The sequence below is a fragment of the Pseudogemmobacter bohemicus genome (assembly GCF_003290025.1).
Lineage (GTDB): Bacteria > Pseudomonadota > Alphaproteobacteria > Rhodobacterales > Rhodobacteraceae > Pseudogemmobacter > Pseudogemmobacter bohemicus.
The window spans coordinates 602,221-621,321 of the sequence record NZ_QNHG01000004.1; the positions used below are offsets into that span (position 1 = coordinate 602,221).

The 19,101-nt window shown below is 63.2% G+C and carries 18 protein-coding genes and 1 pseudogene; 5 read left to right on the forward strand and 14 right to left on the reverse strand.

Annotation, left to right across the window (positions count from 1 at the left end):
- The first annotated feature begins 158 nt into the window (after positions 1-158).
- Positions 159-602, forward strand: coding sequence for an ATP-binding cassette domain-containing protein (locus DRF71_RS29545; protein ID WP_198672310.1), 444 nt, complete (start codon positions 159-161; stop codon positions 600-602).
- Positions 553-807, forward strand: coding sequence for an ATP-binding cassette domain-containing protein (locus DRF71_RS21970; protein ID WP_198672321.1), 255 nt, complete (start codon positions 553-555; stop codon positions 805-807). Before DRF71_RS29545 ends, DRF71_RS21970 begins: the two co-directional genes overlap by 50 nt.
- Before the next feature lie 397 nt (positions 808-1,204).
- On the opposite strand, the pseudogene DRF71_RS21975 reads toward DRF71_RS21970, so the two are convergent.
- From DRF71_RS21975 to DRF71_RS22040, 14 genes and pseudogenes are all read right to left on the reverse strand, one after another.
- A pseudogene (locus tag DRF71_RS21975) lies at positions 1,205-1,381 on the reverse strand (IS5/IS1182 family transposase); the annotation flags it as partial.
- Between the two features lie 363 nt (positions 1,382-1,744).
- The gene (locus tag DRF71_RS21980) at positions 1,745-2,401 is read right to left on the reverse strand and encodes a GntR family transcriptional regulator (protein WP_198672311.1); all 657 of its coding nucleotides are present in this window, start codon (positions 2,399-2,401) and stop codon (positions 1,745-1,747) included.
- Positions 2,402-2,487: 86 nt separating this feature from the next.
- Complete coding sequence (locus DRF71_RS21985) at positions 2,488-3,816, reverse strand: aspartate aminotransferase family protein (RefSeq protein ID WP_112312642.1); 1,329 nt, start codon at positions 3,814-3,816, stop codon at positions 2,488-2,490.
- Between the two features lie 6 nt (positions 3,817-3,822).
- Positions 3,823-4,971, reverse strand: coding sequence for a phosphotransferase (locus tag DRF71_RS21990; RefSeq protein WP_157971239.1), 1,149 nt, complete (start codon positions 4,969-4,971; stop codon positions 3,823-3,825).
- A 46-nt stretch (positions 4,972-5,017) separates the two neighbouring features.
- Complete coding sequence (locus tag DRF71_RS21995; protein ID WP_332872074.1) at positions 5,018-5,812, reverse strand: SDR family NAD(P)-dependent oxidoreductase; 795 nt, start codon at positions 5,810-5,812, stop codon at positions 5,018-5,020.
- Positions 5,809-6,918, reverse strand: coding sequence for an ABC transporter ATP-binding protein (locus DRF71_RS22000; RefSeq protein ID WP_112312644.1), 1,110 nt, complete (start codon positions 6,916-6,918; stop codon positions 5,809-5,811). Before DRF71_RS22000 ends, DRF71_RS21995 begins: the two co-directional genes overlap by 4 nt.
- Positions 6,919-6,931: 13 nt before the next feature.
- Positions 6,932-7,354 (reverse strand): diol dehydratase small subunit, encoded by a 423-nt coding sequence (locus tag DRF71_RS22005; RefSeq protein WP_112312645.1) that lies wholly within the window; start codon positions 7,352-7,354, stop codon positions 6,932-6,934.
- The gene (locus DRF71_RS22010) at positions 7,351-9,624 is read right to left on the reverse strand and encodes a propanediol/glycerol family dehydratase large subunit (RefSeq protein ID WP_112312646.1); all 2,274 of its coding nucleotides are present in this window, start codon (positions 9,622-9,624) and stop codon (positions 7,351-7,353) included. Before DRF71_RS22010 ends, DRF71_RS22005 begins: the two co-directional genes overlap by 4 nt.
- A 2-nt stretch (positions 9,625-9,626) precedes the next feature.
- Positions 9,627-10,520, reverse strand: a complete 894-nt coding sequence (locus DRF71_RS22015) for a carbohydrate ABC transporter permease (RefSeq protein WP_157971240.1) — start codon at positions 10,518-10,520, stop codon at positions 9,627-9,629.
- A 70-nt stretch (positions 10,521-10,590) separates the two neighbouring features.
- Positions 10,591-11,892: an extracellular solute-binding protein gene (locus DRF71_RS22020; protein ID WP_157971241.1), complete on the reverse strand. Its 1,302-nt coding sequence runs from the start codon at positions 11,890-11,892 to the stop codon at positions 10,591-10,593.
- A 56-nt stretch (positions 11,893-11,948) separates the two neighbouring features.
- On the reverse strand, positions 11,949-12,770 hold the full coding sequence (locus tag DRF71_RS22025; protein ID WP_157971242.1) for a carbohydrate ABC transporter permease: 822 nt from the start codon (positions 12,768-12,770) through the stop codon (positions 11,949-11,951).
- Between the two features lie 225 nt (positions 12,771-12,995).
- Entirely contained in the window at positions 12,996-13,658 is a 663-nt protein-coding gene (locus DRF71_RS22030; protein ID WP_112312650.1) for an HAD family hydrolase, read from the reverse strand.
- Entirely contained in the window at positions 13,655-15,139 is a 1,485-nt protein-coding gene (locus DRF71_RS22035) for an FGGY-family carbohydrate kinase (protein WP_112312651.1), read from the reverse strand. Before DRF71_RS22035 ends, DRF71_RS22030 begins: the two co-directional genes overlap by 4 nt.
- A 32-nt stretch (positions 15,140-15,171) precedes the next feature.
- Positions 15,172-15,936, reverse strand: coding sequence for a DeoR/GlpR family DNA-binding transcription regulator (locus tag DRF71_RS22040; protein WP_232831629.1), 765 nt, complete (start codon positions 15,934-15,936; stop codon positions 15,172-15,174).
- A gap of 362 nt (positions 15,937-16,298) precedes the next feature.
- On the opposite strand from DRF71_RS22040, the gene DRF71_RS22045 reads away from it, so the two are divergent.
- From DRF71_RS22045 to DRF71_RS22055, 3 genes are all read left to right on the forward strand, one after another.
- Positions 16,299-17,099, forward strand: coding sequence for an SDR family NAD(P)-dependent oxidoreductase (locus tag DRF71_RS22045; protein WP_112312652.1), 801 nt, complete (start codon positions 16,299-16,301; stop codon positions 17,097-17,099).
- 76 nt (positions 17,100-17,175) lie between these two features.
- Positions 17,176-18,279: an ABC transporter ATP-binding protein gene (locus tag DRF71_RS22050; RefSeq protein ID WP_112312653.1), complete on the forward strand. Its 1,104-nt coding sequence runs from the start codon at positions 17,176-17,178 to the stop codon at positions 18,277-18,279.
- A 3-nt stretch (positions 18,280-18,282) separates the two neighbouring features.
- Positions 18,283-19,083, forward strand: a complete 801-nt coding sequence (locus DRF71_RS22055) for a carbohydrate ABC transporter permease (protein ID WP_112312654.1) — start codon at positions 18,283-18,285, stop codon at positions 19,081-19,083.
- The last annotated feature ends 18 nt before the right edge of the window (positions 19,084-19,101 follow it).

A 19,101-nucleotide genomic window follows, 5' to 3' on the forward strand; every position in this document is an offset into this window, starting at 1 on the left:
GCCGCGCGCCAAGGGTTGCCCGCTGCCGGAGCGGCGCCCTTTTGCATCCCGGACCGACGCCGCGGGGCCGCTGACGGCCAGCGTCGCGCCGGCCTTGCAGCTCGGTGGCCTCTCGCTGGGTTTTGGCGGCAGCCGGGCGCTGAAAGATGGGTCTTTCGATGTCCGCCCCGGCGAGATGGGCGGTGATCGGGCCGAATGGCGCCCGGAAATCCTCGCTGATCAATGGGATCAGCGGGCTTTGTCGCACCGATCAGGGCCAGAGCGCTCTTGGCGGCCATAGCTTTGCCCATGTGCCGCCCGGCCGGCTGCCCGGGCCTCGCGTGGCGCGGACCTTCCAGAATCTCGCCCGGTTTCCCGGGCTGACGATCGCCGAAAACATCGCCTGTGGCCTCGTCTTCCGCCACCGCGCCTTTGCCAGGCCCCCGTCCTGCCCGCCACCCGGCGCGAGGCGCGCGGAACCGATGCAAGGCTGCGCGAGATCGCCGACCTTCCCGGCCTTGGCCCGCATCTGCCGCGCCTTGTCCCGACCCAGCCTTTCGGCTGCAACAACAGGTGGGCTGGCGCGCCCTGATCGCGGATCCACGCCTTCTCTTGCCGGATGAGCCGATGGCCGGGCTGACCGGCACCGAAAAAGCCGCCATGGCCAGCCATATCCGCATCATCCGCGACCGGCTGGGCCTGCCGGTGATCCTGATCGAGCATGATATCGGCGTTGTGATGGGGCTTTCAGACCGCATCGTCGTGCTCAACCATGGCGAGATGATCGCCGATGGCAGCCCCACCGGCACCGCCGCGACCCCGAGGTGACCGCCCCTGCCGAATTTTCGGGCAACTGCCGCGCTACAGTGATCAGGTTGACAGCTTCAAGCTCTCTATGCCGGATCAGGCTACATTGACCTGTCGGTACGGGATGAGCAAAATATCCGGATCCAAGCCGCCAGGCATCGGAGCCGTGCCACCTTCGATTACAGCAAGGATCTGCCGCTGACATCGGTGCCCATGACCGCCAGCGATGCCGATCTGGGGGCTGCCGTTCTGAAGGCACTGACAAGCTGTCAGGCTGCCATCTGAAACAGTCTTCATGCAGAACAGGCACGGCGGGCTTTCTTCCCTTTGCTGGTGACCCAAGAGGGTGCAGAGCCTCTGGCCCATGGCAATTAGCGTAGCGGCCAGAAGGCGCAGCCGGAAAGAATTGCCCAGGATGTGTTGACAAATGGCGAAGCGAGAGCCTGATGCAGGCGATGTCGATGAAGCCGAGGAAACTGTCTGCGGTTTTGTCGTAGCGGGTTGCCAAGCGGCGACTGTTCTTGAGTTTGTTGAAGCACCGCCCGACCATGTTGCGCAGGGTATAGATCGTCATGTCGACCACCTTGCGCACCCTGCCGCAGAATTCGGAAGCACCGGACAGCGATTTCACATAGTCGCGGAGAGTTGAGTGGCGGCAGATCGTCGGGTTGCTGGCATCGAACCCGGGAGAGGATTTCGGGGGTTTTTGCCGGGATCTCTCGGGGCTTTGCGCATTTTCACCGCCGGCGGTCGTCCTTCGCTTCGGTGCGGTGGGCGTTGGGGTGATCCGGTCGGGGAAAGCACCGGCGCTGGCAGGGCCTTGGCGGCCGCGAGAAGATCCTCGGGCTGCGATCCCTGGACTGCTCAGGGCCGCCGTCACGCCGCCTCTCGGACCAGGCGGAGGCCCGGGGCTGGTGCCCCCCCGGTTACAGATATCCCGGGGGAAGAAGGCAGACCCTCAGCTCTCCAGATGGATTGCCAGCACCTCTGCAGCGTCGCGTATGTCTTTCGCCAGCGCCACCGAGACCGCCCCACGGTCCCGATTGCGCAACGCCTGGATCATCTGGCCATGCTCTTCATTCGCGATCACATGAAAGCGCCCCTCATCGGCGAGCCGGTTCAGCCAGGGGCCGGTCCGCAGCCAGCAAAGCCCGATCATTTGCTGCAAAAAGGGCTGGTTCGCGCTTTCATAGATCAGGAAATGGAAGCTCTGATTGTCGGCAAGGTAATCTGAAAATCTGCCCTCGGCCATCGAGGCAAACATGCGATTATTCAGTTCTTCGAGCCTTGCACAAAGGGCGGCATCGGCATTGGGCAGCGCCTCTTCTCCCGCAAACGGCTCCAGCCGCAGGCGGATGGCGGTGATCTCGGCAAAGCGGGCACGCGTCATGATCGGCACCTGCACCGTCCGGTTGGCGGCCAGCTCAAGCGCCCCTTCGGCGATCAGACGCTGCAAGGCCTCGCGGACGGGCGTGGCGGAAATGCCGAGACTTGCCCCCAGACCGCGAATGGTCACGGATTGCCCCGGGGCGAACCGCCCCATGAGAAGCGCCTTGCGCAAAGAAGAATAGGCCTTCTCATGCAAGGGTTCGGCGGTCAGCGGAGCAAAATCCATCATACTATCTTTCCAGCACTTTGACCGAAGCTATCAGCTTCCCCGGTAAGGCGCGAGCCTGCACCTGACCGCAACACCGCTGCAGCTCAGGCGGATGCGATCGCCGCGTTTATTGCCTCAAGGAGGCGGGTGGCTTCGGGCTTTTGCAAAACGAGCGGCGGGCGGATCTTGAGGATATTGGCCCCGGGCCCGGTGGCGCTGATCAGGACGCCATTGCGCCGCAGATGATTGACGATATGGCCCGCAAGCCGCGCATTCGGCGCATTCGTGCTGCGGCTTTCCACACATTCCACCGCGAGAAACAGCCCCGCGCCCCTGACATCGCCGATACCGTCGCGCCGGGCTGTGATCCCTCGCAACCCTTCTTTCAGGAAAACGCCGATCTCGCGGGCATTTTGTTGCAGGCCTTCTTCCCTGATCACATCCAGCACCGTCATCCCTGCGGCTGCGGCCACCGGATTGCCGCCGAATGTGTTGAAATATCTTGCCTTTGCCCCGAACTCGCTGACCAGTTCCGGGCGGAGCGCCGCACCCGCCACCGGAAAGCCATTGCCCATCGGCTTACCCATGGTGACAATATCGGGGATGATGCCATGCCGCTGGAAGCCCCAGAACGTATCGCCGGTGCGGGCAAAGCCGGGTTGCACCTCATCGGCGATGAACAGCCCGCCTTCGGCGCGGATCAGATCAGCGGCCGGTTTGAGAAACCCCGCAGGATCGGGACAGAGCCCGTCGCTTGAAAAGATCGTGTCGACGATGAAAGCGGCCGGCTCGATCCCGTCGGCACGCATTTCCGCGATGGCGGCGGCAAGATCGGCGGCCAGTTTCGCGCCCTGACCGGCGGGCGGCACGAAAAGCGCGTTCGGGGCATCAATCAACCGCACCCGGGCGCCTCTTTGCACGAAATCGCCCAGCGAGGGCGAAATCTCGGACACGGCCTCGGTCAGCCCGTGATAGGCAAGGCGGGTGACGATGACCCCCTGGCGTCCGGTGAAGGACCGCGCGATCCGCAACGCAAGATCATTTGCCTCGGACCCGGTGCAGGTGAACATCATATGGCCGAGTGCGCCGGGCAATGTCGCCAGCAGTCTCTCGGCATAGGTGACCACGCCATCATGGAGATAGCGGGTATGGGTGTTCAGGGTCGCAAGCTGGCGGCTGACGGCCTCGACCACTTTCGGATGGCAATGCCCAAGCGAGGCCACATTGTTATAGGCGTCAAGCCAGGCGCGCCCATGGGCATCGTAAAGCCAGACGCCCTCCCCGCGCACCAGATGCAGGGGTTCCTCATAAAACAGGCGGTAAGCCGGGCCAAGCGCCTTGCCGCGCCGTTCGATCAGGGCGAGATCCCCGGCATCAAGCCCGGCGGTCCGGCCGGGATCGAAAGCGTTAACCATGGTCGCATCGCGTGTCATGGCTGTTTACTCCGTTGCTTTGAGGGGCAAAGCCGCGCGCAGGACACACGCGGTCGCTTCGGGGCCGATCCGGTCGATCACATCAAGGCCTCGCAGCGAGGCTGCGGCATTCCTGAGGATATAAGGCGCATTTTCGGGATAGCGGGCGGCACGCCAGGAGGTGACGGCCAGCGTGGTGATATGGCGAAGACGGATCAGATCGGGCAAGAGCGCGACCTCCTCCTCTTCCGGCATCAGAACCGAGGCATAGCCCGCAACCATATCGGCGATCCGTGCCAGCGGCGCGGGCCCGTCGGTGATGTGGTATGAACAGGCCACTGCAAGATCACAGGCAAGCGCGGTATGCACCATATCGCCGAAATCAATGATCCCGGTCGGAATATTGGCCACTGCCCCCTCGACCACCAGGTTGTGCGGATTGAAGTCGTTATGGACCACCCAGGCCCGCAGATGCGGCAGACGCGGCGCGATTTCCGCCTCGAACCGGTCGAGATGCGCCGTCAGCCGGTCGTGCAAAGCCCGGTCGCTGACAGAATCCAGCATCGGGCGCAGGCTGGAGGCCTGCTTGATGTCCCATTGCAGCACATGACCCGCAGCCGGGTGGAAGAAACCACGCATCCCTTTGGTCAGCCGCCCCAGCAGAACGCCGATCCGGCGATGCAGATCCGGGCCGGGCGTTGCGGCATGAAGCATGGTGCCCTCAAGCCAGGTCAGAAGCCGCACCACATGCTGTTGCCCCGAAGGTCCGGTGATGATGTCCCAGGGCGCGCCTGCCAGCGTCTGGCAGATCCGTTGCACCGGCAGCTCCGGGTCAACCACCGCCAGATGCATCAGCGCCGACGTCTGCATCGCGGTGACACCCCGATCCTCGCCGGCATTGGTGATCTTCAAAAGCGCCTGGGAACCGCAAGGCAGGGTGACATGATAGTTCGAATCCCGTTCCGACGACAGGGCGCGAAACCGGCCGGAGATGCCGAAAACCCGCATGGCGATGTCTTCTGCTCCGGCGGGGCAGATGCCGGGCGGTTCCTTTGACAGCACCATATTGGCATCCCCCGGGCGGGCATCGGGCGCCAGGGCGGGGTCGGTGGTCATCCTGAAGGGCGGCAAGCCGCCATGCGCCGTGGCGGCGCCGGGGTCAGGCGGGGTCTGCACGTCTTTATCCTTGTTCCTGTCTTCGGTGGCAGTCCGCAATGGCGGCTCAGACCGAGGAATTGCTGCCACCGGCAAGGCATTCTCCGCCATCGACCACAAGGGCATGGCCGGTGATGAAGGAAGAGCGGTCCGAACACAGGAAGAGGATCGCTTCGGCGATTTCTTCGGGACGCCCGAAACGGCCCATCGGCACCAGCGAACCGACCACCTTCTCAAGTGCGGCACGCCCGCCAAGCTGCGCCTCATAGGGGCCGTTGAAGGGGGTATCGACCCAGCCCGGGCAAAGCGCATTCACCCGGATCCCGTCTTTGGCGTAATCCAGCGCGATCTGCTTCGTCATCGTGATGACGGCGGATTTGGTGGTGATATAGGCCAGCATCCCCTTGTCGAGAAACACCCCCGCATTCGAGGCCGTGTTGAGGATCACACCGCCACCCTGCGCCCGCATATGCGGCAGCGCCGCCTTGCAGGCCGCGAATTGTGCGACGACATTGATTTCATAGCTTTTGCGCATCTCGTCAGAGCCGATCTCTTCCATCGCACCGGCAATCTGAATCCCGGCATGGTTGTGGAGGATGTTCAGCGCGCCACGCTCTGCAACCAGCGCGGCAAACACCGCGATGACGGCGCTTTCATCCGCCACATCAAGCGCGGCAGAGCCCGCCTCATCCCCGGCGGCCCGGATCCGTGCGGCGGTCTCGGCTGCCGCCGTCGCGTCGCGGTCGGTCACCATGACAAAGGCACCGTTTGCCGCAAGGATTTCAGCCGAGGCACGCCCGATTCCCGATCCCGCAGCGGTCACAAGCGCGGTCTTGCCGCGCAGAAGCGTCTGCATGGTCATGGCTTTTGTCCTTGATTGTCGTCGTCATCGCGCAGGCTGCGTTCGGTCACCGCATCGAACAGATGGAGTGCCGCAGTATCGGCAAAGAAACTGCGGCTTTCGCCCCGGGCGGGGGCGGTGCCGGGGGCAAGGCGCAGGGTCACTTCCTGACCCGCCAGATCGCCGATCACATAGACCTCGGCCCCGCAGGGCTCGATAAGCGAGGCGGTGACTTCGAAAGCGGGCCAGCCCGCCTGGGCAGGCGACAGATGGAAGGCTTCGGGGCGGATCCCCAGCAGGACCTTGCGGCCGGTCTCTGCGCGCAGATGAGCGAAGGCCGGGGGAAGCGCGAAAACCGGCCCATCGGTGACGCGGATCTCGCCGCCCGCCAGTTCAGCGGGCAGCAGGTTCATCGCCGGAGAGCCGATGAATTTCGCAACAAAGGTGCTGGCCGGGCGGTTGTAAAGGTCGTCGGGTGAGCCGATCTGCTCGATCTTGCCCGCCCGCATCGCGACGATGCGGTCGGCAAGCGTCATCGCCTCGATCTGGTCATGGGTGACGTAAATAACCGTTTGCTTCTCTTCGAGATGCATCCGCTTGATCTCGGCCCGCATCGATGTGCGCAGCTGCGCATCCAGATTGGAAAGCGGCTCGTCGAAGAGATAGACCGCCGGTTCGCGCACCATGGCGCGACCCATCGCCACGCGCTGTCGCTGCCCCCCCGACAGCTCTCGCGGCTTGCGGCTCAACAGATGGTCGATATGCAAAAGCTTTGCCGCACGCGCCACCTGATCGGCGATCTTCGCCGCCGGGATCTTTGCCAGTTTCAGGCTGAATCCCATATTTTCTGCTGCGGTCATATGCGGGTAAAGCGCATAAGACTGGAAGACCATCGCGATATCCCGGTTCTTCGGCGAAAGATGCGTCACATCCCGCGCACCGATATGGATCTCGCCCGCCGTTGTCGGCTCCAGCCCCGCAATCATGCGCAAAAGCGTGGTCTTGCCGCAGCCTGACGGGCCGACAAGGACAACGAATTCCCCGTCTTCGATCTTCAGATCGAGATCGCGGATGATGTCATGGGTGCCGAAACTCTTGGCAAGCCGGATGACTTCTACCTCTGCCATTATCCTGTCCTTCCTAGAATCTCTTCGTGAAAAGGCCGCGCTTCTCACCGATTTCGGCGGCCTCCTCGATCAGCGCCGCAATCAGCGGAGCGTTGAAACGCGCGCGCATCAGTTGCGCACGGGCGCGCAATTCGGCAGCCGCACCGGCCCTGCCCGGGCGCAACAGCTCATAGGTATCAAGCAGCATCTCCTGCGGCACGGCCGTCAGCTCGGCTGCGCGTTCGAAATTCGCGGCCAGCGTGTCGCGTCCGGCGGCACGGGCGATATCGGCCTGAAGCCGCAGCACCTCGGGGGTGATGGCAAGGTCCTGCGGGCCGATCCGCCCTTCCAGCGCGGCATCGACGGTGAAATCCTCAAGTCCAAGCCCGCCTGGCGTGCGCACAAGCGCGGAGGCCTTTTCGGAGAGCGGATAGAGGTCAAGCGGGGACCGGCTCATGCATTGCGCTCCGCACTGGCGAAAAACATCTCTTCGGGGGTGGCGGCGGGGTCAGTCATCTCGGTCTCGATGGCGTAAAGCAGTGCCACCCGCGGGTGGAAGCGCGCGCCAAGCGCCTGGCCGTCATTCGTCACGATGATCGGCTCGGGCAGTTCGCCCCAGGTCATGCGGCCGGCATTGCGCCCCATGGCGCGATACTGGTCGAGACTTACCAGCGGCGCGTTCGAGAAGAGCTCAAGGTTCATATGCGGCAACCGGTCTTTCTGGTGAATGATCGCGGTGCCCTTGGCCTGGATGCCGATCCCGAAGCCCGACCCCGCCAGCCGCGCCGCCGTCAGCCCCAGAAAGGATGTATCGGCGGTATGGCGGATGCGGACGACACGCGGCAATGCACCGCCTTCGAGAATGCCCTTCGTCAGCGCATCCAGCACATCGGTGACGGCATGGCCCGCCGTGGTCCGATGCAGCCTTTCGCCAAATGCCGGAGAGATGCCGATCACCACCTCATGCGGGTCGCGACCCGGGCCGGCCTCGCCGATCGGATAGAACTGTGCCGCGCCCGCCGGCGCCTGGTGATTGCCCTCGCCCGCAAGAATGTGGTTGCGGCTGATCGTGCCACGCACCGCTTTTACACGCGCCCAGCGGTCCTCGTCCATCTGGTAGCCGGTGCCGGGTCCGCTGTAGCGGTTCGGATCATTCACCGCTGAAACCACACGCCCGTCGCGCAAAATGGCCGAGGTTTGCAGATAGTCGCCGCTGACCCGCTGGCGCAGCATCGCCATCACATTCCCGGCCATGTCACGATGCCCGCGCCGGGCAAGCGCCCGCACAACATCCAGCGCGGTCAGCCCGCGCGCGGCAATGTCCTGGCTGATCTGCAGCGTCCTGAGCGGCGAGAAGGTCTCGGTCTCATTCGAGCCGGAGGCGTGGATCACGCTTTCGATCATTCCGGCTTCTGTATCCGCCAGACCCAGTTCTTCAAGCACATCGGCCAAAGCCGTGACCGCCTGGCGGCGCAGCGCAAGCGCCGCGCTCTCGCCCACCGGGGCAAGCCCGCCATCGGCCTGAAAGTCGCGTTGCAGCACCAGGTAATCCTCCATCTCTTCGGCATTGAACAAAGAGGGATTGAAGGAATTGTCATAGGCGCGGATCGAGCCGAAACCCGAGGTGATGAGGTCAGATCCCGCCAGCAGATAGGGCGTGATCTTCGCCCCGATCCTGACCTCGGATTCCGACGTCCTGGTGTCATTCCCCGAGGCACATTCCAGCCCGAGCCAGACCGCGATCAGGTTCTCGGCCATCAGCTCGCGCACGCCACCCGGCATGGAAGCAGTCAGGGGCGCGCCATCGACACCGCCATTTTGCGTGCCCTGTACCCCCATGCCGCGTTGCAGGCAAAGGCAGCGCGCCTCAAGGTAAAGGACCGAGCATTTCTCATGGAACCCCATCAGCAGCTCGGACCCCGCACCCGAGGTACAGCGCGCCTTGATGCCCCTTGAGGCATAGGCGGCGGTCAGGAAGGTCTTGGACCAGGGCGTGTCATCGCCATCGACAAAGCTGCGCTCTGACCCGTAGACCGAAACCGTCTCGGCATAGGTGGCAAGGCCCGCCAACCCGATCTTCAGCTCTTCGGCCTCTTCGATGGAACATTGAAACAAGGTAGAGCCGCGCCCGGCTGCCGCCCCCACCGTGCAGGCCAGCGCATTGGCCCAGGCATTGCCCGCGACCCGCATCGTGGTCTCGATCTCGTCAAAGCCAAGACCGACGGCAATCGCGCTGTCTGCCGCAAGCTGCAACGGATCGTCCTTGGCATTGGTCACATGCGCCTGATTGCCCGGGCTGTGACGCTGGCGCATCTTGGAATAGGCGAAGGTCGCCTCAAGCATCGAAAGCCGCCCGACCACCTCGGCCAGTTTCGCAGGCGTCATGCCCCGCGCCAGCCGCTCCAGCTCTTCGCGCGGCACGTTCACATCGACCAGCATCCGCGCGACCAGGGTGCTGTCGAGCGCCATCGCCTCGGGGGCAACAGCCACATCCAGGTGATGCGCCGCGATGAAAGCGTCGAGAATGTCGAAATCCGCCGCCTTGCGGCCATCCATCTCAACGATCTCCCCCCCGGAACCCAGAACAAGCCCGGGGGCCGGATCCCAGGGAGAGTGGAAGACGGCAAAGCCATGTTCGGGATTCTCTTCCGAGAAGCTGTCAAGCCGCAGGGGCCGCAGGTCCCATTCCTCGACACGCTTCCAGCGCGGGGTCGGATCGGCCGCCATTTTCAGTTCTCTTTCATAATGCGCAAAAGCAGCACGGTCAGCGCCACCACTGCCGCCAGCAGGATAAAGGACACCGCCGCCGCCTGGCCGATATCAAGGAAACGAAAACCGAGGCGGTAGGCGTAGAAGCTGATCGTCTCGGTCACCTTGCCGGGACCGCCCTGGGTCAGCATATAGATCAGGTCATAGCTTTTCAGTGCAGTGATCATGCGGATCAGCAGGGTGACAAGGATCACCGGCTTCAGCATCGGAAGCGTCACGTGCCACAGGATTTGCCATGAGCTGGCACCGTCGATCCTGGCCGCCTCGACCGGGTCCTGGGGCAGGGATTTCAGCCCGGCATAAAGCATGATCAGCATGAGCGAGGTCTCGTTCCAGATATCGACGAAGACCACCGTCGCCAGCGCCAGATCGGGATCGCCGAACCAGCCCTGTTCAGGGATGCCGACCTGCGCCAGCACCCAGTTGATGATGCCCAGATTGGGGTTGAACATCAGCCGGAACATCAGCGCCACCGCAACGGGCGTCATCAGGATCGGCAGCATGAGCACGACAAGATAGAAATTGCGCATCTTCAGCCAGGGCTGGTTCAGCAAAAGCGCAAGGCCAAAGGCGATCAGGAATTCCAGCACGACAACGATCACGGTGAGTTTCATCGTCACCCAGGAGACGCCGGCGAATTCATCGCTCATCATCAGGGTGTAATTCTCGAACCAGATCAGATCACCCATGCCATAGGTGATGATATATTCATGCAGGCTGAGCCAGAGCGAGTAGAGCAACGGCCCCGCCACCACCAGCGCCAGCACGAGGATCGTGGGGGCCATGAAGAGCAGCTTGTAAAAGCCGACAGAAAAGCCGTCGCGGCGGGAACTGGGCGGGGTGGCGCGTGTCATGTCTTCGGGCATCCGTCACTGGGATCGGGTGCCACGGCCCTGCGGGGGCCGTGGCAGATCGGATTTGCGCTTATTTCAGCAGCGGATCGCCACGGGTCAGACGCGCGAGCTTGTCCTCGGCATTGGCGATAGCGGTGGCCGGATCGGTGCCATTTGCCAGCACATCTCCCATCACCTCGGCAAAGACCTCGACAAGCTGGGTGGCGCGCGACATTACCGGCAGGCCTTTTGCATGGGCCAGCGCGCCACCGACAGCCGACATGGCCGGCCAGCGCTCCAGATAGGCGGCATCCTCATAGATCCAGGCCTGGGTCGGCTGACCGCCTGCCATCGCGCGCTTCATCGCGACATCCTTCGATTCCGCCCATTTGATGAACTCCCACGAGCAGTCGGGATTCGCCGCATTGGTCGGGATAGCCCAGCCCCAGGCACCAAGCAGGCTGTCCTGGCCCGGCATCCGGGCAAAGGCCATCTTGTCGACGACCTGGCTTTCCTTGGGGTCCTGAAGCGTCGGCATCAGGAACAGGAACTGGATCGCCATGACGGCCTTGTCCTGTTTCAGCGCATTGGCCACATCGTCGAAATTGGCGCCAAGCGCGCCCGGCTGGGCAGCGTTCTTCATCAGATCGGCATAGATCGTGATAGCCTCGATGGCCTCGGGCGTATTCAGTGAGGGCTCCCAGGTTTCGCGGTTGTAGAAATCACCGCCCAGCGAGAAGAGGTAATTGGTCGCCTCCATCACCACCGGATCGGCGCGCTGCCCCGACATGGCAACGCCCGCCTTGCCGGTGAATTCGCCCGCCCATTTCGCCAGTTCCGCATATTCCTGCAGCGTTTCCGGCAGGCGCCAGTCGCGGCCGAACTTCTCTTTATAAGCGGCCTGGAATTCGGCGCTGTCGGTGATGTCCTTGCGGTAAAGCATCCCCATCGCATATTGCCAGAAGGGCAACATATAGGTCGTGCCCTTGACCTTGCCGTTCACGTCCATCAGCGCCGGATAATAGACCGAGGTATCGACCCCATCCGCCGCGATCCGCTCATCAAGCGGCAGGATCCAGTTCGCGGTGACGAATTCGCCCGCCCAGTAGCTGTCGACCACCAGCACGTCATAAGAGCCGGACGAGGCGGTAAGGCTCGGCACCAGCTTTTCATGCATCAGCGAATAGTTCACCGCCTCCATGTTCAGCTTTGCGCCGGAAAGCGCCTCGAATTCGGGGGCAACCTCGAAAAGCGCGGTGCTGTCGGGCACTGTCTCCAGCAAAAGGTTCAGCGTCTTGCCCTGGCAGACGGCTGCGGCATCGGCCAGCGCCCCCGAGGCGGTCATAAGAAGCGCGGCAGTCACGCCGAGCCCGGTTTTCTTCAGGCGGGTCATTCCTATCTCCTTGTTGGTTGGGTGCAGGGCTTTGCCCCTGTTCTTCATTTGGATCTTCAGCCCTTCACCGCGCCCATATTGAGCCCCGAGACGAGGAAACGGCGCATGGCGAAATAGAGAACGGCCATCGGCAGCATGGCGAGGATCGTGGCCGCGCTGACCGCGCCGATCGCCGTACCCTGCTGGGTCACAAGGCTGGAAATGGCGACGGGAAGGGTTTTCGATTCATTGCCCGAGAGCATCAGCGCGAAGAGGAACTCGTTCCAGCTGAGCACGAAGCTCAGGATGGTTGCAGCCCCGATCCCGGGCAGAAGCGCAGGCACGATGATACGGATAAAGGCGGAGAAGGGTGTGCAGCCATCAATCAGCGCAGCCTCGTCCAGCTCGCGAGGGACACGCTTCATAAAGCTCATCAAGAGCCAGACCACATAGGGCAGGTTGAAGGCCAGATAGGTGATGATCAGCCCGAGATGGGAATCGGTCAGGCCGATATCCTTGAAGATCAGGAAGAAGGGGATCACCAGCACGATGGGCGGCATCATCTGGGTCGCAAGGATGATGACGGGCATCGCCTTGCCACCAGCCTGATAGCGGTCGATCGCATAGGCGGCCAGCGCGCCGATCACCACTGCGAGCAGCGTCGAGACCAGCGAGATCACCAGGCTGTTGAGGAAGAAGGTGCCGAAATTCATCTCGGACAGGATCACCCGGTAATTTTCCAGCGTGGGCGTGAAGAAAATCTCGGGAGGCAGCTGATAGGCCACCACCTTATCGGCAAAGGACGTCCTGAGCACCCAAAGCAGCGGCAAAAGCACCACCAGACTGCAAAACCCGAGGATGAAATGGGTCAGAAGACGCAGGGCGAGGGAGGGTTGCATCCTGGATGCCTGTAATTTGTTATAACAGATAACAAGCATGCGAAAATGGCAAAGCCGTTGTCAACAAATTTTCGCAACAGGCCCGCAGGCTCAGGAGGCATGCCTGAAAATGTCGCAATCTGCGGCACAGAACGGCAAACGCCCCCCGCTCCTGCGGGGGGCGCGCGGATCTGATCGGAGCAGGGCTTTTCGCTCAGAGATGCGCCCGTTTCCCCCCTGCCCGGATCAGCGTGTCAGGGCGGGGATCTGTTCCAGGGCAGTGATGCGGTAATCCGGGCGCACTTCTCCCACAGGCTCCGGCTGATCGGGCGAAACCAGCAGCGCCACGCGCATCCCGGCCGCCAGCGCGGCTTTCGTGCCCGTCAGACTGTCCTCGACCACGAGGACATCGGAGGGTGCAACGCCGGCCAGCACGGCCGCGCGCAGATAGGGTTCGGGGGCCGGCTTTCCCTCGCGCACATCGTCAAGCGAAACGCTGCCCCGCATGATGCCCGCGATCCCCAGCACTGCGAGATTGGTGTCCACCACCTCACGATCAGAGTTTGAGGCACAGACCTGGATCACGCCCAGCGCCTCCAGCGCATGCACCACGCGCCGCGCGCCGGCAATCTCGGCCAGGCTGTCCGCCCCTGCCGCATAGTGCCGGTTGATCTGCCGGTAAAAGGCGGCCTCACTCCGTTCTGCATCCGGATTGCTGCCCAGATCGGCCCGCAGGGCCGTCCAGACATCGCGCAGATGGGTGCCGACAAATGTGCTCTCCGGCAAAGCGGAAAGGTCCAGCCCCCAGGCGGCACAGGTTGCCAGCAGCGCCCGGTGATGCAGCGGTTCACTGTCGATCAGGGTGCCGTCAATATCCCAGGCGACCGCTTTCCAGGGAAAGCCCGTCACGCCCCTGCCCCCTCAAGACGGCGATAGAGATCACGGAAGACGGCATAGCCTTTGTCATAGACCGCGCGATTGGCCGGGTCCGGAGTGAAAAGCCGGTCCTGGCTGGTAAAGGCGGTGATGCCGCCCCATTCCGCCGCCCCCAGCCCCACCGCCGCCGTCCAGGCCGCGCCCAGGCAGGAGCCGGGATGCCCGCTGAGCCTTTGCAGCGGCTCTCCCAGCACATCGGCGACAATACCCATCCAGACCGAGGATTTCGCCCCACCATCCGAGACCATGAAGCGTCGCGTCGGATGCCCGATCTCCTGAAAGGTCTCGATATGGTGGCGGATCGCATAGGCATAGGATTCAAGTACGGCCCGCCAGATATGGCCCAGATCATGCGACAGCGTCAGCCCGTTCAGCGCCCCGCGCGCCGCAGGATCATGCAGCGGTGTCTTTTCCCCCAGCAGATAGGGCAGGAAGGTCAGCCCCATTGCCCCGGCAGGGCGCTCTGCCGCCAGTGCATCCAGCGCGGCATGGCGCGAGCCGTCCAGCGGCGCGATCCCCGAAGCAAAGGTCTCGACGAACCAGTTCAGCACCGAGCCGCCGGTCGACATGCAGCCATTGGGCATCCAGAGACCGGGGATCAGATGGTAATCAAGGAACAGGCGGGGATCGGGGTTCAGCACTTCAGTTGCTGTCAGGATATCAACCGCGCCGCCGAATTTCAAAAGCACGTCGCCGCCCCTGACCACCCCTGCCCCGAGACAGGAGGCGATCATATCCGCAGCACCGCCGATCACGGGGGTGCCTTCGGCAAGGCCGGTGGCAGAGGCTGCCGCGGCCGTGACATGCCCCAGTATCGCCGAAGACGCGATCAGCGGCGGCAGCAGACCTGCCGGTATGCCGGTCAGCTCAGCCTGGGCGAGGTCGATCCTGCCCGAGGCGACATTGACGATCCCGGCCTCCAGCGCCCAGTTCTGTTCAACCGCAACCACGCCCGTAAGACGGTAATTGATATAGTCATATGAGCCGAGCAAGGTCTTTGCCCGCGCCAGGATCCCGGGCTCATGCCGGGCCAGCCAGCGGATCTTGGCACCGACAAGCTGCTGGTTCACCCCGCATCCGGCGGCTTTCAGGAAAGCGGGCTCATCAATCTCGCGCCTCATCGCCTCGACCTCTGCGCCGGCGCGGCCATCGCTTTGCTGGATCGAGCGCCGCAGCACCCCGCCCGCCTCGTCCAGCAGCACCGTCGCCGGCAGCATCCCGGCCACACCGATCCCGGCAATATCCGTGGCGGCAATGCCCGAAAGGCGCAGCAGTTCGGGGATCAGATCGCAGCAATTCCTCCACCACTCCGCCGGATCCTCCTCGGCCCAGCCCGGATGTTCGGCATAAAGCGTGACCGGGCGCGAGGCGAGCGCCAGCACTTTGCCCGCAGTATCCGTAAGGATGCCGATGGTCGAGGTTGTACCGATATCAAGGCCAAGGAAGACAGTCATTCGGGAGGGTCCGTTGCAGGAGGAGGATGAGGTCAGGCGATGATCACCCGCACCCCCGCCCCTTCCAGCACAGTGGCCAGATCCGGAGGGGGAGCCGCATCGGTGATCAGGGTGGAAATCTCTGCCAGCGAGGCGATCAGGACGGTCGAGACGCGGCGGAACTTGGTGCTGTCCATAAGCAGCACGCGCTCGGCCGAGCGTTGCAGGAAGACCGTCTTCACGGCGACTTCTTCCGGGGAATAGTCAAAGACCCCCTCGGAGGTCATCCCCGAGGCGCCAAGCAAGGCAACATCGAAGTAATAGCGCGAAAAGCCGTCAACGGCGTCCTGGCCGGTCAGGGACATTTCCTCGGCACGGATCAGCCCGCCGCTCATATAGACCGGGATCCCTGCCCTCGCCATCACCTGGCCCGCCCGCAGGCTGTTGGTGAAGGCCCTCATCTGCGGCTGCACCCCAGCGGCAACGATCGACCGCGCCGTGGCAAGAACCGTGGTGCCGAGATCGAAGGCAATCGCATTGCGCCCGGCAACATGGCGGGCGGCGGCGGCGGCGATCCGCTCCTTGCGGTCGGCATTCTGTCGCGATCGGGCCTCGAAAATCGGCTCGATATCGTCGATCACCGTCAGGGGCCCGCGGCTCAGGCCGACAGCCCCTCCATGAACGCGCTCCAGCAGCCCGTCCCGTTCCAGCTCCGCAAGGTCGCGGCGCACCGTCATATCCGAGACACCGAATTCACGGGCCAGATCGGTGACGGTGACCGAGCCCCCCTCGTTCAGCCTTTCAAGGATACGGGTCATGCGCGCCTGTGCGGGGGCGCGGGCGCTTGCGTGCGACGCCGGCGACACTCCGGCAGTTGCGGTCCTGGCGGGTCCCGTTTCGGGAGGTTCGGTCGCGATCATCTGTTCGGGCTGTATCATATCCTGGCCTGATCCTGTTCCGGAGGGTGGGAAACATAGCTCTCCGGCCCGTATCACATCGCGCCGGGGATCTCCCGGCCTTTCTGTCCATTCGCCTGCGCAAAACCGTCCGGCCGACGGCCTGCAAGCTGCAATATCGATCAGATCAAACATATAATCCGCAAATATCAAACATATCCAAACATTATTCTTGTGCAACTCCGAAAATTTTGTTTGGTTTCTTTCAGCAAGGGGGAATCCATATGCGCGCAGATCAACTGGCCGAACAGCAACATCCGGGCCTCACAGGCAAGCGGGCCTTCGTCACCGGGGCCGCAACCGGGATCGGCTTTGCCATCGCGAGGGCACTGGCAGCACAGGGAATATCGGTGGTGATCGCCGATCTGAACCCTGACGCCGCCGAAGCTGCGGCGGCCTCGCTCGGGGCGGGACATCACGCGGTCAGGATTGATGTGCGCGAGCGCGAATCGGTGCAAACCGCCTTCGATCAGGCCATTGCACTGACCGGCGGGATCGAGATCTGCATCGCCAATGCCGGGGTTTCGACCATGCGCGCGGCCACCGATCTCAGCGATGAGGACTGGGATTTCAACATGGATGTGAACGCCCGCGGCGTCTTCCTGACAAACCAGATCGCCGCTCGATATTTTATTCAGGAAAACAAAGGTGTAATCGTCAACACCGCCTCGCTGGCCGCCAAGATCGGCGCCCCCCTTCTGGCGCATTACTCGGCCTCGAAATTCGCGGTGGTCGGCTGGACCCAGGGCCTTGCCCGCGAACTGGCCCCGAAAGGCATCCGCGTGAATGCCGTCTGCCCGGGCTTTGTCCGCACCTCGATGCAGGAGCGCGAGATCCTCTGGGAGGCCGAACTGCGCGGCATGACGCCCGATGAGGTGCAGCAGGACTACATCCGCCAGACCCCGCTGGGCCGAATCGAAACGCCGGAGGATGTCGCCGGAGTCGTCGTCTTCCTTTGCTCTGATGCGGCGCGCTTTATGACCGGACAGGCGATCAACGTCACCGGCGGGGTCTATACGACCTGACCCCCGAGTATCCGATCATGTTCGATTATGTTCGAACACGCCATATCTTATATCAACGCCTGCGCATGAGGCTCCTTTGACCGCGATCACACTCGACAGTATCAGCCGCGATTATGGCAGTGGCCTGTACGGGGTCAGGGATGTCTCCCTCACCATTGACGAGGGCGAGTTCATGGTGCTCCTCGGCCCCTCCGGATGCGGCAAATCCACCACGCTCAGGATGATCGCAGGGCTGGAGGAAATCACCGCAGGCCGCATCCGGATCGGCGCGCGGGACGTAACCGAACTGCCACCAAGGGACCGCAATGTCGCGGTTGTTTTCCAAAGCTACGCCCTCTATCCGCATATGTCCGTGCGCGAGAATATGCGCTTTGGCATGAAGATGCGCGGCACGCCGGTCGCCGAGCAGGACAGGCGGATCGCAGAGGCGGCATCCATCCTCGGCCTCGAGCCCTATCTTGACCGCAAGCCGGGCGCTTTGTCGGGCGGACAACGGCAGCGCGTGGCGCTTGGGCGGGCGATGGTGCGCGAACCGGATGTCTTCCTTATGGATGAGCCGCTGTCCAATCTTGACGCGAAGCTTCGCGGCGAAATGCGTCAGGAGCTGGTCAAGCTGCATCGCCGCCTTGGCAAGACCATGGTTTTCGTCACCCATGACCATGTCGAGGCCATGACCATGGGCGACCGCATCTGCATCATGCGGGACGGCCATATCGAACAGGTCGGCCCACCTCTTGAGGTCTATGCCAACCCCGCCAATACTTTTGTGGCACAGTTCCTCGCGTCGCCCGCGATGAACCTGATCCCTGCCAGTCTGGCAGGGGATGCCACACGGCTGACGCTGAAAGCCGGGCCGATCAGCGGGGATCTGCCACCGGCACAGGCCGCGCTTTACACAAAAGCCGCACAAGAACCCGCCATTCTGGGCCTGCGGGCCGAAGATGTATTGTCGGAGCCCACGGCCAGCACCCTGCCGGTTGCCGGCAAGGTGATCGTGCGCGAAGCGCTCGGGGCAGAAAACCTGATCGGGATCGAGACGGCAGAAGGCATCGCGCTCTCTGCCCGCACCGGGCGCGATTTCCTGCCCGCCTTCGGCGATCAGGTCACGCTGCACGCCGATATGGCCCGGATGCACCTGTTCCGCGCCTCGGATGGCAAAGCCTGGTCAAGGCAGGGTTGAGCCATGACCCGCCCTGTGCTCTCCCATCTGGGACTGATCCTCGCCTGCCTTGTGGTCCTTTTGCCGATCCTGTGGGTCTTGCGCACATCGCTGGTGCCGGAACATGCCTCTTATGCGAAAGAGATCTTCCCCTCGATCACGCTCGACAATTACCAGGCGCTGTTCGCCGACAAGAATTTCGGCCGCAACTATCTGAATTCCCTGATCGTCGCCGTGCTGTCGGTGGTGCTGACAATGCCGCTGGCCGCGATGACCGGCTATGCCTTTGCGCGGTTCCGCACCGGCGGGCGTCTCGCACGGTTCGCGACGCTGGCCAGCCAGATGCTGCCGCCGGTGGCGCTGGCGCTGCCGGTCTTCATGCTCTACCGCGTGACCGGACTGACCAATTCGCTGACCGGCATTGTATTGGTCTATTCCGCGATCAACCTGCCCTTCCTGACCTGGATCCTGATGGGGTTCTTCGAGTCGATCCCCGAGGATCTGGAAGGCGCTGCCATGACCGATGGGGCCACCCGCTGGGGCGCGTTCTGGCGCGTGGTGCTGCCGGTCGCCGCCCCCGGGATCATGGCTGCGGCCGTGCTGGGCTTCATCCTGTCCTGGAATGAATTCCTCTTCGCGCTGATCCTTGGCGGCTCGAAAACCGCCACGGTGCCGGTGGCGCTGGCAGCGCTTCAGACCTCGAACGGCGTGCAGATCAGCCAGGTTTCAGCCGGGGTCTCGCTGGCAATCCTGCCGCTGCTGATCGCGGTGCGTTTTATCCAGAAATACCTGGTGCAGGGCCTGTCTTTCGGGTCGGTGAAGTAAGTCCATTCAAGAAGACCA

Excerpts from the sequence above, each read along its gene's own strand:
- DRF71_RS22055 (WP_112312654.1), top strand. The coding sequence starts at position 18,283 with ATGACCCGCCCTGTGCTCTCCCATCTGGGACTGATCCTCGCCTGCCTT.
- DRF71_RS21995 (WP_332872074.1), bottom strand. The coding sequence starts at position 5,812 with ATGACCATGCAGACGCTTCTGCGCGGCAAGACCGCGCTTGTGACCGCT.
- DRF71_RS22025 (WP_157971242.1), bottom strand. The coding sequence starts at position 12,770 with ATGCAACCCTCCCTCGCCCTGCGTCTTCTGACCCATTTCATCCTCGGG.
- DRF71_RS21985 (WP_112312642.1), bottom strand. The coding sequence starts at position 3,816 with ATGACACGCGATGCGACCATGGTTAACGCTTTCGATCCCGGCCGGACC.
- DRF71_RS22015 (WP_157971240.1), bottom strand. The coding sequence starts at position 10,520 with ATGACACGCGCCACCCCGCCCAGTTCCCGCCGCGACGGCTTTTCTGTC.
- DRF71_RS22040 (WP_232831629.1), bottom strand. The coding sequence starts at position 15,936 with ATGACCCGTATCCTTGAAAGGCTGAACGAGGGGGGCTCGGTCACCGTC.
- DRF71_RS22000 (WP_112312644.1), bottom strand. The coding sequence starts at position 6,918 with ATGGCAGAGGTAGAAGTCATCCGGCTTGCCAAGAGTTTCGGCACCCAT.
- DRF71_RS29545 (WP_198672310.1), top strand. The coding sequence starts at position 159 with ATGTCCGCCCCGGCGAGATGGGCGGTGATCGGGCCGAATGGCGCCCGG.
- DRF71_RS22005 (WP_112312645.1), bottom strand. The coding sequence starts at position 7,354 with ATGAGCCGGTCCCCGCTTGACCTCTATCCGCTCTCCGAAAAGGCCTCC.
- DRF71_RS22045 (WP_112312652.1), top strand. The coding sequence starts at position 16,299 with ATGCGCGCAGATCAACTGGCCGAACAGCAACATCCGGGCCTCACAGGC.
- DRF71_RS21980 (WP_198672311.1), bottom strand. The coding sequence starts at position 2,401 with ATGGATTTTGCTCCGCTGACCGCCGAACCCTTGCATGAGAAGGCCTAT.
- DRF71_RS22020 (WP_157971241.1), bottom strand. The coding sequence starts at position 11,892 with ATGACCCGCCTGAAGAAAACCGGGCTCGGCGTGACTGCCGCGCTTCTT.
- DRF71_RS22035 (WP_112312651.1), bottom strand. The coding sequence starts at position 15,139 with ATGACTGTCTTCCTTGGCCTTGATATCGGTACAACCTCGACCATCGGC.
- DRF71_RS22010 (WP_112312646.1), bottom strand. The coding sequence starts at position 9,624 with ATGGCGGCCGATCCGACCCCGCGCTGGAAGCGTGTCGAGGAATGGGAC.